A 14,009-nucleotide genomic window follows, 5' to 3' on the forward strand; every position below is an offset into this window, starting at 1 on the left:
GAGCCGACCGTTAGGCTGACCCCGTGAAGGTCCTCGTCATCGGCGGCGGCGCCCGCGAACACGCCCTGTGCCGCGCCCTCTCCCTCGACCCCGGCGTCCGCGAACTGCACTGCGCCCCGGGCAACGCCGGCATCGCCGCCGTCGCCCGGCTGCACGCCGTCGACGTACTCGACGGCCCCGCCGTCGCCGAACTCGCCGCAGGACTCGGCGCGGACCTCGTCGTCGTCGGCCCCGAGGCGCCCCTCGTCGCCGGTGTCGCCGACGCCGTACGGGTACGCGGCATCGACTGCTTCGGACCGGGCGCGGAGGCGGCCCGGCTGGAGGGGTCGAAGGCGTTCGCGAAGGACGTGATGGCCGAGGCCGACGTGCCCACCGCCCGCGCCTACGTGTGCACCACCCCCGAGGAGGCCGACACGGCACTCGACGCCTTCGGCCCGCCGTACGTCGTCAAGGACGACGGCCTCGCGGCCGGCAAGGGCGTCGTGGTCACCGGCGACCTGGAGGCGGCACGCGCGCACGCGCGCGCCTGCACCGCCGCCGGGCAGGTCGTGATCGAGGAGTTCCTCGACGGCCCCGAGGTGTCGCTCTTCGCGGTCACGGACGGTGAGAGCGTCGTACCCCTGTCCCCCGCACAGGACTTCAAGCGGGCGTACGACGGCGACGAAGGGCCGAACACCGGCGGCATGGGCGCGTACACGCCGCTGCCGTGGGCCGACCCGAAGCTCGTCGACGAGGTCGTCGAGACCGTGCTCCAGCCGACCGTCGACGAGATGCGCCGCCGCGGCACCCCCTTCGCCGGGCTGCTCTACGCGGGTCTGGCGCTCACCTCGCGCGGCGTACGGGTGGTGGAGTTCAACGCCCGCTTCGGCGACCCCGAGACCCAGGCCGTCCTCGCCCGGCTGCGCACCCCGCTCGCCGGGCTGCTCCAGGCCGCCGCGCAGGGCCGGCTCGCCGCGTTCCCGCCGCTGGTGTGGAGCGACGACGCGGCCGTCACCGTCGTCCTCGCCGCCAAGGACTACCCGGCGAAGCCGCGCACGGGCGACGTCATCACCGGACTGGACGCGGTCGAGGCCGAGGACGCCCCGGATGCGTACGTCCTGCACGCCGGTACCAAGCTCGATGACTCCGGCCACATCGTCAGCGCGGGCGGCCGGGTGCTGTGCGTCACCGCCGTGGGCGCCGACCTCACCGCCGCCCGCGACCGCGCCTACGAGGCGATTCGGCGGATCGGTCTCGACGGTGCGCACTACCGCGGCGACATCGCCGCGCGCGCCGCGGAGGCCGCCGCCGGCTGAAATTTCACCGCGTCCCGACCTTTGCCCAAGGCCATTCCATCGGGTGACCGGGCGGCGGTCCTGCTGACGTGGCCGCGCCCCCCAACTATGGTGCACCTGCCCGACGTACCGGCCGTCCGGTCGGCTTCGTCCGGGCAGTGGGGGCCTGATCAGGCCAACTGGCCTACCGGCATTGCACTGGCCGTGGCCGGTGCGACAGTGGTGGAGTACGGCCGTTTCGCCTCGTTACGGCCGTCGCCCTACCCGTCGGCGGTTGAGGGGGTGAGGTACGGACGTGTCCACAGCGACCGGTTCGGAGGCGGGTGCGCAAGCCGCCCGCTCCCGCGCTCTCGCCGTCCTGCGCGTACGGGGAGCGGCCTTCGGGGTCGTCCTGCTGCCGGCGGCGGTGGCCGTCGTGCTGCTGGCGGGCTCGGCCATGGGGCGCGTCGACGGGGTGCTCGCGGCGCTCCGCTGGCCAGTCGTCGCGCTCGCCGTCCTGGCGCCCGCGCTGGCCGCCGCCGTCGCGCGGTCCATCTCGCGCGCGGAGCCCGCGGCCACGCTGACGGTCCCGGTGCCGCGCCGGGCCGCCCCCGACCTCTACCGCCTCGTCGGCGACCTCGCCGAGCGGCTGGGCGTGCCGGTGCCGGCGGCGGTGGCGCTCACCCCGGACTGCGACAGCTGGCTGGAGGACCCGGGCCCCGCCCCGGCGGGCGTGCGGAGCTGGCTGCGGCGCCTCGGCCGCCGTACGGCCCGGGCGCTGCGCCCCCGCGGGCCCGGCGGCACGGGCTCCGGCTCCGTCACCGTCCCCGGTTCGCGTACGGCCCCGGGCCTGCCCGGTGCGTACGGTGCGGGCGACGCGGCGGTGTTCGGCTCCGGCGACGGGCAGGGCGCGCCGCGCGGCCCCGCCGCGGAGAGCCACGCCGCCGCGGCCGCGGCCCGGCGGCAGGCGTCGGCGGAGGCGTCGTACGCGCCGAACTGGCGCGAAGTCGTCGAGCGCGCCACCGCCGACCCGGAGGGCCCGGTGCTCGTCATCGGCTCGCCGTTCCTGTGGTGGATGCGCGTCGGCGAGCTGCGTGCGGTCCTCGCCCCGGTCGTCGCCGGGACGGCGGCCTCGGCCCAGCCCGACATCGCCGCGGCGCGCCGCTTCGTACGGGCCCTGGACTCGGCGGCGGCGCTGCCGTCCCGGGCGCCGGGGAGCGCGGAGGGCCCCGGTCCGTACGAGGCCGCTCCCGGTCCGTACGACGCGGGCCCCGGGCCGTACGAGACGGGCGTGGGCGCGCCGCTCGGCGGTCCTGACCCGTACGCCCCCGGCCCTCACCCAACCCCCGGCCCCGCCCGCCGGGGCCCCCGCGCCCGCGCGGGCCTGCTCTGGCGGCGGTTCACCGGCGGCATCGCGCGGCTGCTGCTGCGCGCCTGCGGCGAGCACCCCGTCGAGATGGAGCGCGCCGTCGCCGCCGCGGCGGCCGAGCGCGCCCAGGCCGTGGACTACGGGCTGCGGATCGTCGCGCAGGAGCAGGTCGGGCTGGCGTACGCGGGCTGGGACCGGCTGCTGACCCGGGTCGCGCTGCCCGCCTGGCGCATGGGCCGCTGGCCCTCCCGGCTCAACGCGGGCGTCGTCTCCGCCCTCACCGAGCTGTCCCGCCGCGACCGCCTCGCGGAGGGCTTCGCCACCCGGCTCGGCGAGCGCCCCGCCTGCGACCTGCTGGAGGAGCCCGGCATGGTGGACGAGGCGGCGTCGCTGCTGGCCGCGGAGCTGTTCAGCGGCCCCGGCGGCGCGGCCACCGGCGCCGTGGTCGGCGGCGAGCCGGCGGCCGGGTTCGCGGGGGTGAGCTGGGACCAGTACCCCGACGAGGTCGTGGACCGGAAGTGGCGGCTGGAGGCCGCCCGGCTGCACGCCGTGCTCGACCGGCTCGAGGACTGCCCGGAGCCCGCGGGCCGCCCCGACCGCGGCACGCTCGCCCGCGTCGTGGACCGGCTCACCGTGGGCCCGGACGAGGTGGACCGGATCGGCGCCGCCCTCGCCCGGGTGCAGCAGCAGAACGTGCCGGCCGGCGGTACGCCGCCGCTGACGCCGCCCCGTACCGGCCGCGAACTCCTCGTGGACCACGTCCTCGCGATGGTCTGCTGCGCCGCCGTCGACACCGCGGGCGCGGCCCCGGGACTCGACTGGCTCGACGGTCCGGTGCTGCGCACGCGCCGCGGCGGCAGCCCGGCGGCGGCGGTCCGCACGCTCGTCGAGACCCGCGACGACACCCAGTTGCGCTCCTGGCTCACAGCCGCGGGTGTACGGCCCGAGAAGCCGGTTCTCCTGGTCTGACCTGACGCTTTCCGGAACCGCCACCCTCGTACGGGCGTCATGTCGAACGAATGTCGGCGTTCCGTGAAGACCTGTTCGCGTTATGTGATGTCTGGGACTCGCCGATCCACGCGGGGGCGAGGGAGGGAATCGGCCCGTGGTTCACGACAGCATCCGGCGATGGGAGTCCGGGGCGCTCGCGCATGCGGTCTCCGACCCGTTCGCGGCGGGGCCGCTGCCGTGGCTGCACGCCGGGGAGGAGTCCTTCGAGGACGGCCGCCTGGTCCCCTGGTACGTCGACGCCGCCACCACCGGCGACGGCGGGGTCCACCTCGCGAACGACGTACTCCAGCAGATCAAGGGCTTCGCCGCGCCCTCCTGCGCCGAGCCCGGCGAATCGGTCGACTTCCGCATCTCCGTCGACCCGCCGCAGGAGTTCGCCGTCGACATCTACCGCATCGGCCACTACGCGGGCGACGGCGCCGCGAAGGTGACGAGCAGCCCGCGGCTCGCCGGCATCGTGCAGCCGGTGCCGCTGGCCGCCGGGCGCACGGTCTCGTGCCACCACTGGTGGCTGTCCTGGCGGCTGCAGATCCCGTCGTACTTCTCCCCGGGCGCGTACGTCGCGGTGCTCACCACCGCCGACGGCCACCGCTCGCACGCGCCGTTCACCGTCCGCTCGACCGAGCCCGCCGACCTGCTCCTGCTGCTGCCGGACGTCACGTGGCAGGCGTACAACCTCTATCCCGAGGACGGCCGTACGGGCGCCAGCCTCTACCACGCCTGGGACGACGAGGGCCGCCTCCTCGGCGAGCCGGAGGCGGCCACCACGGTCTCCTTCGACCGCCCCTACGCGGGCGCCGGGCTGCCGCTGCACGCCGGCCACGCCTACGACTTCATCCGCTGGGCCGAGCGCTACGGCTACGACCTCGCGTACGCGGACGCCCGCGACCTGCACGCCGGCCGGGTCGACCCGACGCGCTACCGCGGCATCGTCTTCCCCGGCCACGACGAGTACTGGTCGGTGCCGATGCGCCGGGCCGCGGAGAAGGCCCGGGACGCGGGCACGTCGCTGGTGTTCCTCTCCGCCAACACCATGTACTGGCAGGTCGGCCTCGCCCCCTCCGCGGCCGGCGAGCCCGACCGGCTGCTGCACTGCACCAAGCGCCAGGGCCCCGGCCGCCCGGCGCTCTGGCGCGAACAGGGCGCGCCGGAGCAGGAGTTGCTGGGCGTGCAGTACGTGGGCCGGGTGCCGGAGCCGCGCCCCCTGGTCGTACGGAACGCGGACCACTGGCTGTGGGAGGCGACCGGCGCGCTGGAGGGCGACGAACTGCCCGGCCTGGTCGCGGGCGAGGCGGACCGCTACTTCCCGCGCGCTCCGCTGCCGAAGCACACCGGGCGCAAGCTGCTGGCCCACTCGCCGTACCCGGACTCGCGCGGCATGCGGCGGTACCAGGAGACGTCGCTGTACGAGACGCCGGCGGGCGGGCTGGTCTTCGCGGCGGGCACGTTCGCGTGGTCGCCCGCGCTGGACCGTCCCGACCACGTGAACAGCGTGATCCAGCGGGCGACGGCGAACCTGCTGGACCGGATCTGCAAGCGGGACTGACCGGCGGCTCGCCGTGCGGCGGCCCGCGGGTTGCCGAAGACTGAGGCCATGCGGAAGCTCTGCCCCGATGCGGTCGAGGACGCGGCGGTGCCCGCGCGCGTCCGCCGCCGGTACGGGACGTGACGGGCGGGTCCGGGGGCGGGGAGGGCAGTGGCGGGTACGGGGACGGCGGCGGGCCCGCGCCGCTGCTGACCGTCGGCCACGGCACCGCGGACCGCGACCGGCTCGCCGCCCTGCTGCACGGCGCGGGCGTCCGGTCGGTGGTCGACGTACGCACCGCCCCCGGCAGCCGCCGCAACCCGGACGTGGCCCGCGACGCCCTGGCGCGGTGGCTGCCGGACACGGGCATCGCGTACCGCTGGGAGCCGCGCCTCGGCGGCTTCCGCAGGGCGGCGCCCGGCTCCCCGGACACGTACTGGGAGAACGCCTCCTTCCGCGGCTACGCGGGCTACACCCGCGACCCGCGCTTCACCGCGGCGCTGACCGGCCTCCTGCGCGGGGCGGCGACGGCACGGACGGCGGTGATGTGCGCCGAATCCCTCTGGTGGCGCTGCCACCGCCGCCTCATCGCCGACGCCGCGGTCCTGGCCCACGGCACCCCGGTCCTGCACCTGTCCCACGACGGCCGGCTGACCCCCCACCGGGTCACGCCGGGCGCCCGGCTGCGGGAGGACGGCCTGCTGGTGTACGACGCAGCCGCCGCCTAGGACCTGTCCGGCCGGTCATGTGACGGTCCGCCGAGTGGGCGCGGCTGCGGGCGTCTCCGCCGGTCGGCGACCCTCCTGCACCAGTTCGCGGTCGAGCACGTCGCGGAAGGTGTGTGGGGGTCGGTTGGTGATGCGCTGGACGGTGCCGGTGATCCGGGCGTCCGCGCCTTCGGCGATGGCACGGTCCATGCCGGCCAGCATCGAGGCGAATTCCCGGGGCAGTTGCGTGGCGAGGCGATCGCGCATCTGCTCGAAGGACAGACGGTGGTGTCTGACCGGGCGGCCGGTGACCCGGGTGAGGGTGGCGGCGATGTCGTCGTAGCCGAGGGCCTCGGGTCCGGTGAGCACGAGGTCCGTGCCGGGGGCGTCGGGGCCGGTCAGGGCGCGGGCGGCCACGGCTGCGATGTCCTCGGCGTCCACGAAGGCGACCCGGCCGCCGCCCGTTGCGGTCCGGATCACGCCCTCCTCGCGGATGCTCGTCGCGTGGGTGTGCTCGCCGGTGAAGTTCTGCATGAACCAGGAGGGCCGCAGCACGGCCCATTGACCGAAGATGCCGGGAAGGGCTTCGTGGACTTTTCCGGCGGCCGGCCCGCCCCGGGGGATGGCGGAGGCGCTGAGGAGGACCGCGCGGTGCACGCCGGCGGCGCGGGCCCGGCGGAGGAACGGCAGCATGACCGCGGCCGGTTCGGGGTCACCCACGGGCGGTACGAGGTAGACCCGGTCGGTGCCGGCGAGGGCGGCGGCGTGGGTGCCGGGTCGGTACCAGTCGAAGGCGACCGGTTCGGCGCCGGGTACGGGGGTGGCGCGGCGGCTCGCCGCCCTCACCCTGTGGCCGGCGCCGACCAACCGGGCCACGGTGCGGCTGCCGGTGGTGCCGGTGGCCCCGATGACGAGTGTGGCGTGCGTGGTGGTCATCGGGTGCTCCCTATGTCCTCGTCCGGCAGGAGTCGCAGGCTGCGGCGGTCGAGGTCGGCCGGAGGGGGCGGGCCGGTCATGGGGGTACCCTCCTCGTAGACTTATCCGGACCGCGGGTCCGTTTAGAAGATACGGACCATGGGTCCGTTTTGCAAGCGGGAGGGATCCGCATGACCGAGCGCAAGCCGCGCAAGGACGCCGAACGCAATCGGCAGGCGCTGCTCGCCGCCGCCGACGCACTCTTCGCCCGCTGCGACAGCGCGGAAGGCGTCACGATGGCGGCCGTCGCCGCAGAGGCGGGCGTCGGCAAGGGCACTCTGTTCCGGGCTTTCGGAGACCGCCCGGGGCTGCTCCGCGCGCTCTACGCTGCGCGCCTGGAGCCGCTGAGGCAAGCCGTCGAGTCCGGCCCGCCGCCCCTGGGGCCGGACGCGGCGCCGCGGCAGCGAGTGCCGGCCCTGCTGGACGGCCTCCTCTGCTTCAAGCTGGACAACCGCCGATTGGCGCTGGCCCTGGAGGAAGGCGGCAGCGCCAGCCCGTACCGGGCGGACCACTACGGGCACTGGCACGGCCTGCTCACCGCGATGCTGGAGCAGATGCCCCGCCCGGCCGGCAGCTCCTTCACGGCGCATGTCCTGCTCGCCGCCGTCCGGGCCGACTTGGTCGAGCACGTGGTCGGGCGCGAGGGCGCGTCGCCCGACAGCGTGCGCGCGCAACTGGCCGGCTTCACGGCCACCGTTCTGGGCGAGGAAGCCGATCAGGGGTGACCGCTCAAGAGCTGGGATCTCCCCGCGTGTGAGGGGGCTGCGCGGCCAGGAACTCGTCGAAGCTGCGGGGTGCGCGCCCGGTCAGGTCCCGTACCGCCGTCGTCACCTCGGAGACGCCGCCCGACGCCATGTCCGCGTAGAGCCACAGGAGATCGTCCACGAACCAGCCGGGCAGACCCCGGGCGCGCAGCTCCGCGCCCGCCTCCGCGGGTGTCTGGTCGTGGAACGGGACGCCCAGCTTCGCCGCGATCTCCCCGTGCGTCAGCGCCTCGGGCCCGGTGAGGTCGTAGGCCAGGCCCTCGCCTTCCGGTCCCGTCAGCAGCGCGGCCGCGCAGGCGGCGATGTCGTACGCGTCGATGTACGCGACCCGCCCCTGCCCGTACGGACCCGAGACCGCGCGCTCAGCGGTGAAGCCGCCCTCGCCGGTGAAGAAGTTCTGCATGTAGCCGGTGGGCCGCAGCAGCGACCACGGGACGCCGGAGGACTTCAGGTGCTGCTCGATCTCCCAGTGCGCCCGCACCGACAGCTTCGCCTCCGGCGCCGGCCGCCAGGCCGACACCTTCACGATCCGCGACACCCCCGCGGCCCGCGCCGCGTCGATGGCGGCGGTCTGCTGCCGCACCATCGGCTGCCGCCCTGCCACCGGCAGCGCGCCGCCGCTGTTCAGCAGGAGGCGTTCCACGCCGTCGAGGGCGGGCGCGAGGGAGGCGGGGCGGTCGAGGTCGCCGACGGCGAAGTCGCACCCCAGGGCGCGGCCCTTGGCCTCGTCCCGCACCAGCGCCCGGAAGGGCGTGCCCGTCTCGCCGAGCATCCGGATCAGGTGCCGGCCGATGGTGCCGGTGGCGCCCATGACGAGGATCATCTGCTCCTCCAAGTAACCTGAGGTGGTCTCAAGAAAAACCTACCACGCTTATTCGAGGACCCCTCAAGTTATGTCGGACACCCCCAGCGCGCCCCCGCCCCGCCCCCGCCGCCCGCGCGCCGACGCCCAGCGCAACCGCCGGCGCCTGCTCGCCGAAGCGGACAAGGCGTTCAAGGAGCAGGGCACGGAAGCCTCGCTGGAGAAGATCGCCCGGAGCGCCGGCGTCGCCATCGGCACCCTCTACGCCCACTTCCCCAACCGCCGCGCCCTGCTCAGCGCCCTGCTGCGCGACCGCCACGACGCCCTCTTCGCCCTCGGCGACGACCTTCTGGCCGCCACCCCGCCCCCGCCGGCCTTCGACCAGCTCACCCGCTGGATGCGCGCCGTCGCCGAACACGGCGCCGTCTACAGCGGGCTCGCGGAGGAACTCCTCGGCAGCCACGAGGACAAGAGCTCCGAACTCCACGCCGCCTGCGCACGCCTCTCCGCCGCCGGCAGCACCCTCACCGCCCGCGCCCACGCCGCCGGGGCCATCCGTCCCGGCACCACCCCGGACGACGTCTTCGCCCTGATCAGTGCCGCGTCCTGGCTCCGCACCCGCACCCGCGACGACGCACAGGCCGAACGCCTCCTGACCGTGCTCCTCGCGGGCCTGCGCCCGTGACTACGGCCCCGGCGAGGCGGGCGGGGCCAGGGCGGCGGGGAGTTCGCGGCGGGAGGTGACGCCGAGCTTCGGGTACGCCTTGTAGAGGTGGTACTCCACCGTGCGGGGGGAGAGGAAGAGCCGGGCCGCGATCTCGCGGCTGCTGGTGCCCTCCGCCGCCAGCCGGACGACCTGGAGTTCCTGCGGGGTCAGGCGGTCCGCCGGGTCCGGGGCGGTGGCGCGGGCCGTGGCCTGGGCCTCGCCCGCCGCGCGGAGTTCGGCGCGGGCGCGGTCGGACCAGGGGGCGGCGGCGAGGCCGTCGAAGAGCCGGAGCGCGGTGCGCAGGTGGGTACGGGCCTCGGCGCGGCGGCGCTCGCGGCGCAGGTGCTCGCCGAAGAGCAGCTCGGTGCGGGCCCGTTCGAAGGGGCGCCCAGGGGCCTGCGCGTGGAGGCGTACGGCCTCCGCGTACGCGGCCCCGGCCTCCGCCGTCCCGGCCCCCTCTCCGGCATCCGTCCCGGACGCCAGCAGCGCCTCGTTGCGCAGCGCCACGGCCCGCGCCCACGGCTGCCCGCTCGCCGCCGCCCACGCGGCGAAGCGGCGGGCCGGCGGCAGCGCCCGCTCCCGGGCGCCGAGGCGGACCGCCGCCTCCACCTCGTCCGCCGTCGCGAAGAGCAGCGCCGCGCTGTACCGCGCCGCCCCCGCGCGGGCCTCCGCCAGCCGCTTCAGCACGTCCTCGTAACGGCCGCGGCCCAGGTCGAGGAGGGCCAGGGCGGTGACGCCGTAGTTGCCGCCGGCGTTCATGCCGGGGGTCACGAGGGTCCGTACGCGCTCCTCGTCGCCCTCGATCGCCGGGATGCGCGCCAGCAGGTTGTGCAGCCGGCCGATGCGCACCGGCAGCCCCGTGTCGCGGGCGATCGCGGCGGCTTCCGTCACCGTGCGCGCCGCCTCGCGGTGGTCGCCCGCGTAGAGCTGCTGGCGGGCCAGCACGTGCAGCAGGTACGGCAGCCGGCCGATGATGCCGTCGCCGCGGGCGAAGTCGATCTCCTCGGTGATCACGGGCAGTTGGACGTCGTCGGGGAGGAGCGAGGCGGACGAGATCGCCTGGAGGCGCGTCGGGCTGCCCACGGCGGCCTCGTCGAGCAGGTCGGCGACGAGCGGCAGCCCGCGCGCGAAGTCGTCGGCCGCCATGTGCGCGAGCCCCCGCACGGCGCGGTCCGCGCGCCGGGCGTCGGCGCCGGGCGCGTCCCCGCATTCCTCCAGCAGGTCCGCCGCCCGGTGCAGCGCGGCGACGTCCCCGCCGAACCACGCGTACGTCGCCGCCGCGCGCAGCATCTCCCGCCCGTACGCGCGCGAGTCCGCGGCGTGCGAGAGCAGCAGCGCGCCGGCCTCCGGCGCGGCGTCCTTCTCGAAGAGCCAGAAGGAGCGCACGTACGCCAGCTCCGCGCGCCGGTCCGCGTCCGCCGTCTGCTCGTACGCCTCCTCCGCCAGCGCCGCCGCCTGCTCCGCGTGCCCCGCCTGCTGCGCCGCCCACGCCGCCGCCGTCAGCCGCCGCACCCGCGGGTCCGCGTCCGGGGTGAGGCGGGCCGCCTCCACGTACGTCTCCGCTGCCGCCGCCGGGCCGCCGCGGGCCAGCGCCCGCTTCGCGCAGTCGGCCAACTCGGCGGCGACCTCCTCGTCGGGCCCCGTCGCGGCCGACGCCAGGTGCCGGGCGCGGCAGTCCGGATCGCCGGAGCCGATGGCCAGCGCCTCGTGCACGGCGACGCGGAGGGCGAGCGGGGCGGCGGTGTAGGCGGCGGTACGGATCAGGGGGTGCCGGAACTCGACGAACTCCCCGACCACGGCGATGAGCCCCTGCTGCTCCGCCGCCGCCAGGTCCGCCAGCTCCACGTCCAGCCGCTCGGCCGCGGCGACCAGGTACCGCAGGGTGCCGCGGGAGTCGGCGGCGGCGATGAGGAGCATCAGCCGGGTCCGCTCCGGCAGTGCCAGCACCCGGCCGCGGTACGCCGCCAGCACCCGGTCGGCGGCCGGCAGCGGCTGCCCGGCGGCCTGCGGACGGCCCGCGGCCGCAACCCCCGAGGCGCCGAACTCCCGCAGGGCGAGCGGGTTGCCGAGGGACTCGCGCAGCACCCGCTCCCGTACCGCCGCGGGCACGTCGAGCCCCGCGAGGAGGGCCAGTGCGTCCTCGCGGCCGAGCCGGGAGAGCGCCGACTGCGGCAGCCCGGCGGCGGGGAAGCCGGTGTCGCCGCGGGCGGCGAAGAGCAGCGCGACGCGCTCGACGCCGAGCCGGCGGGCGGCGAACAGCAGCGCGTCCGCGGAGGGTTCGTCGATCCACTGCGCGTCGTCCACCAGGCACAGCACCGGCACGCCGTCGGCCGCCTCGGCGAGCAGCGACAGCACCGCGAGCCCGACGAGGAACCGGTCGGGCCCCTCGGCGGCGCCGGTGCCGACCGCGGCGGCCAGCGCGTCCGCCTGCGGCCGCGGCAGCGTGCCGGCGCGGTCGAGCACGGGCCGCAGCAACTGGTGCAGCGCCGCGAACGCCAGCCCCCGCTCGGCCTCCCAGCCCACCGCGCGCAGCACGGTGAAGCCGCGCCGCCGCGCCTCGCCCTCGGCGTACGCGAGCAGCGACGACTTGCCGATCCCCGCCTCGCCGCGCAGCACGAGGCTCTGCCCGCGGCCGTCCGCGGCGGCGCCGAGCAGCGCGTCGAGCGCGGCCAGCTCCTTCTGACGCCCGTACAAAGTCATCCAGTCACACCTACGTGGCGGGTCGGCGGCAGGTCACGTATCCGAGTACCGAAGCGCTACGGATCCGGCGGGCATTCCCCCGTACCTAGCGTCGAAGACATGACGAACAAGATCTTCGAGCCCGTACGGATCGGCCGCCTCGACCTCCCGCACCGGCTGGCGATGGCCCCGATGACCCGCTCCCGTGCCTCCGCGGACGGCGGGCTGGTCTCCGAGCTGACGGCGGAGTACTACGAGCAGCGGGCCGGTGCCGCGCTGATCGTCACCGAGGGCACCCAGCCCTGCGTGCGCGGCCAGGGCTACATCCAGACTCCCGGCATCCACACCGCCGCCCAGGTCGCCGCCTGGCGGAAGGTGACCGACCGGGTGCACGCCGCCGGGGGCCGGATCTTCCTGCAGCTCCTGCACGCCGGCCGCGTCGGCCACCCCTACCTCTACCCGGACGGCGGGCTTCCGGAAGCGCCGTCGGCCCTGGCGTCCGGCGAGTCCCTGTTCACCAACGACCGGGGGCTGCTGCCGCACCCCGTGCCGCGCGAGCTGACCGCCGACGACATCGGCGAGATCGTCCGGGACTTCGCGGCCGGCGCGCGGGGCGCGATCGAGGCGGGCTTCGACGGCGTGGAACTGCACGGCGCCAACGGCTACCTCATCCACCAGTTCCTCGCCGACGGCGCCAACCGCCGCACCGACGCCTACGGCGGCCCGGTGGAGAACCGCATCCGCTTCGCGGTCGAGACGGTACGGGCGGTCAGCGAGGCGATCGGTGCGGACCGCACCGCGCTGCGCATCTCGCCCGGCAACGGCGCCAACGGCGTCACCGAGAGCGACGCGGCCGAGGTGTACGCGGCGCTGGTCGCGGCGCTGGCCCCGTATCCGCTGGCCTATCTGCACCTCCTGGAGGGCACGCCGGAGCTGCGCGGGGTGACCGAGCAGGTGCGCCGCGGCTGGGCGGGCCCGCTGATGCTGAACTCGATGCACCACGGCGGCGGCGACCCGGTCGAGGACGCGGAGCGACTGCTCGCCGCGGGCACGGCGGACATCGTGGCCCTCGGGGCGCGCTGGCTGGCCAACCCGGACCTGATGGCGCGGGTACGGGCCGGGGGACCGTACAACGAGGCCGACGAGGCGACGTACTACGGCGGCGACCACCGCGGGTACACCGACTACCCGGCGCTCGCGCCGCCGGTGCCCACCGCGGGCTGAGGTGCCTGGCCGGGGAGGCGCCGCGCCGATGGGAGACAATTCGACTGTCGCATCGGCAAACCCCGGAGGAATCCGTGACCGGTTTCGTGGAGAAGCCCCAGCCCGTCGAAGTCCCCGGCCTCGTCCATCTGCACACCGGCAAGGTCCGCGACCTCTACGAGGACGCCGAGGGCCGCCTGGTGATGGTCGCCAGCGACCGGATCTCCGCGTACGACTGGGTGCTCCCCACCGAGATCCCTGACAAGGGCCGGATCCTCACCCGGCTGTCGCTGTGGTGGTTCGAGCGGATCGCCGGCATCGTGCCGCACCACGTGCTCTCCACCGAGCTGCCCGAGGGCGCCCCCGCCGCATGGGCGGGGCGCGCCCTAGTGTGCCGGCGGCTGCGGATGGTGCCGGTGGAGTGCGTGGCCCGGGGCTATCTGACGGGCTCGGGGCTCGTGGAGTACGCGGAATCGGGCGCGGTCTGCGGCGTCGACCTGCCGCCGGGGCTCACCGACGCCTCGGCGCTGCCCGCGCCCGTCTTCACGCCGGCGACGAAGGCGGAGGTGGGGGAGCACGACGAGAACGTCACGTACGACGAGGTGGTCCGCCGCGTCGGCCCGCTCGTCGCGGCGGAGCTGCGCCGGGTGACGCTGGAGGTGTACGGGCGCGGGCGGGACCTCGCGCGCGGGCGGGGGCTGATCCTGGCGGACACGAAGTTCGAGTTCGGCTACACCGGCGACGCGATCGGCGAGGGCGAACTGGTCCTCGGCGACGAGGTGCTGACGCCGGACTCCTCGCGGTACTGGGCGATCGACGGCTGGCGTCCCGGCCGGCCGCAGCCGTCCTTCGACAAGCAGTACGTACGCGACTGGCTGACCTCGGACGCGTCCGGCTGGGACCGGCACGGCGAGGCGCCGCCGCCGGAGCTGCCCGCGGAGGTGGTGGAGCGTACGCGGGAGAAGTACGTGGAGGCGTACGAGCGGCTGACGGGGGAGCGCTGGGACGGCTGAGT

At 75.9% G+C, this 14,009-nt stretch carries 11 protein-coding genes; 8 read left to right on the plus strand and 3 right to left on the minus strand.

Annotated elements, in window-relative coordinates:
- Positions 1-23: 23 nt before the first annotated feature.
- The 4 genes from purD (at position 24) to DMB38_RS18730 (ending at position 5,886) form a co-directional block, all read left to right on the plus strand.
- Positions 24-1,295 (plus strand): phosphoribosylamine--glycine ligase, encoded by a 1,272-nt coding sequence (purD, locus tag DMB38_RS18715; RefSeq protein ID WP_125936152.1) that lies wholly within the window; start codon positions 24-26, stop codon positions 1,293-1,295.
- Positions 1,296-1,569: 274 nt separating this feature from the next.
- On the plus strand, positions 1,570-3,591 hold the full coding sequence (locus DMB38_RS18720) for a hypothetical protein (protein WP_125936153.1): 2,022 nt from the start codon (positions 1,570-1,572) through the stop codon (positions 3,589-3,591).
- A gap of 136 nt (positions 3,592-3,727) precedes the next feature.
- Positions 3,728-5,179 carry a N,N-dimethylformamidase beta subunit family domain-containing protein gene (locus DMB38_RS18725; protein ID WP_125936154.1) on the plus strand — a complete coding sequence of 484 codons (1,452 nt, stop codon included), beginning with the start codon at positions 3,728-3,730 and terminating at the stop codon, positions 5,177-5,179.
- Between the two features lie 185 nt (positions 5,180-5,364).
- Positions 5,365-5,886: a DUF488 domain-containing protein gene (locus DMB38_RS18730; protein WP_206337827.1), complete on the plus strand. Its 522-nt coding sequence runs from the start codon at positions 5,365-5,367 to the stop codon at positions 5,884-5,886.
- A 15-nt stretch (positions 5,887-5,901) separates the two neighbouring features.
- Here the strand turns inward: DMB38_RS18730 and DMB38_RS18735 are convergent, their stop codons facing one another.
- Complete coding sequence (locus DMB38_RS18735; RefSeq protein ID WP_125936156.1) at positions 5,902-6,801, minus strand: NAD(P)H-binding protein; 900 nt, start codon at positions 6,799-6,801, stop codon at positions 5,902-5,904.
- 170 nt (positions 6,802-6,971) lie between these two features.
- Between DMB38_RS18735 and DMB38_RS18740 the strand changes: the two genes are divergently transcribed.
- Positions 6,972-7,565 (plus strand): TetR family transcriptional regulator, encoded by a 594-nt coding sequence (locus DMB38_RS18740; RefSeq protein ID WP_125936157.1) that lies wholly within the window; start codon positions 6,972-6,974, stop codon positions 7,563-7,565.
- 4 nt (positions 7,566-7,569) lie between these two features.
- On the opposite strand, the gene DMB38_RS18745 is transcribed toward DMB38_RS18740, so the two are convergent.
- Complete coding sequence (locus DMB38_RS18745; protein ID WP_240662364.1) at positions 7,570-8,427, minus strand: NmrA family NAD(P)-binding protein; 858 nt, start codon at positions 8,425-8,427, stop codon at positions 7,570-7,572.
- A gap of 70 nt (positions 8,428-8,497) precedes the next feature.
- Between DMB38_RS18745 and DMB38_RS18750 the strand changes: the two genes are divergently transcribed.
- Positions 8,498-9,091, plus strand: a complete 594-nt coding sequence (locus tag DMB38_RS18750; RefSeq protein ID WP_125936158.1) for a TetR/AcrR family transcriptional regulator — start codon at positions 8,498-8,500, stop codon at positions 9,089-9,091.
- Here DMB38_RS18750 and DMB38_RS18755 read toward each other — a convergent pair whose 3' ends face one another.
- Positions 9,092-11,812: a LuxR family transcriptional regulator gene (locus tag DMB38_RS18755; protein WP_125936159.1), complete on the minus strand. Its 2,721-nt coding sequence runs from the start codon at positions 11,810-11,812 to the stop codon at positions 9,092-9,094.
- 99 nt (positions 11,813-11,911) lie between these two features.
- Here DMB38_RS18755 and DMB38_RS18760 point away from each other — a divergent pair, with 99 nt between their 5' ends.
- Both DMB38_RS18760 and DMB38_RS18765 read left to right on the plus strand, forming a co-directional pair.
- Positions 11,912-13,015, plus strand: coding sequence for an alkene reductase (locus DMB38_RS18760; RefSeq protein WP_125936160.1), 1,104 nt, complete (start codon positions 11,912-11,914; stop codon positions 13,013-13,015).
- Between the two features lie 74 nt (positions 13,016-13,089).
- Positions 13,090-14,007, plus strand: coding sequence for a phosphoribosylaminoimidazolesuccinocarboxamide synthase (locus tag DMB38_RS18765; protein WP_125936161.1), 918 nt, complete (start codon positions 13,090-13,092; stop codon positions 14,005-14,007).
- The last annotated feature ends 2 nt before the right edge of the window (positions 14,008-14,009 follow it).

This window comes from Streptomyces sp. WAC 06738, assembly GCF_003945505.1.
Lineage (GTDB): Bacteria > Actinomycetota > Actinomycetes > Streptomycetales > Streptomycetaceae > Streptomyces.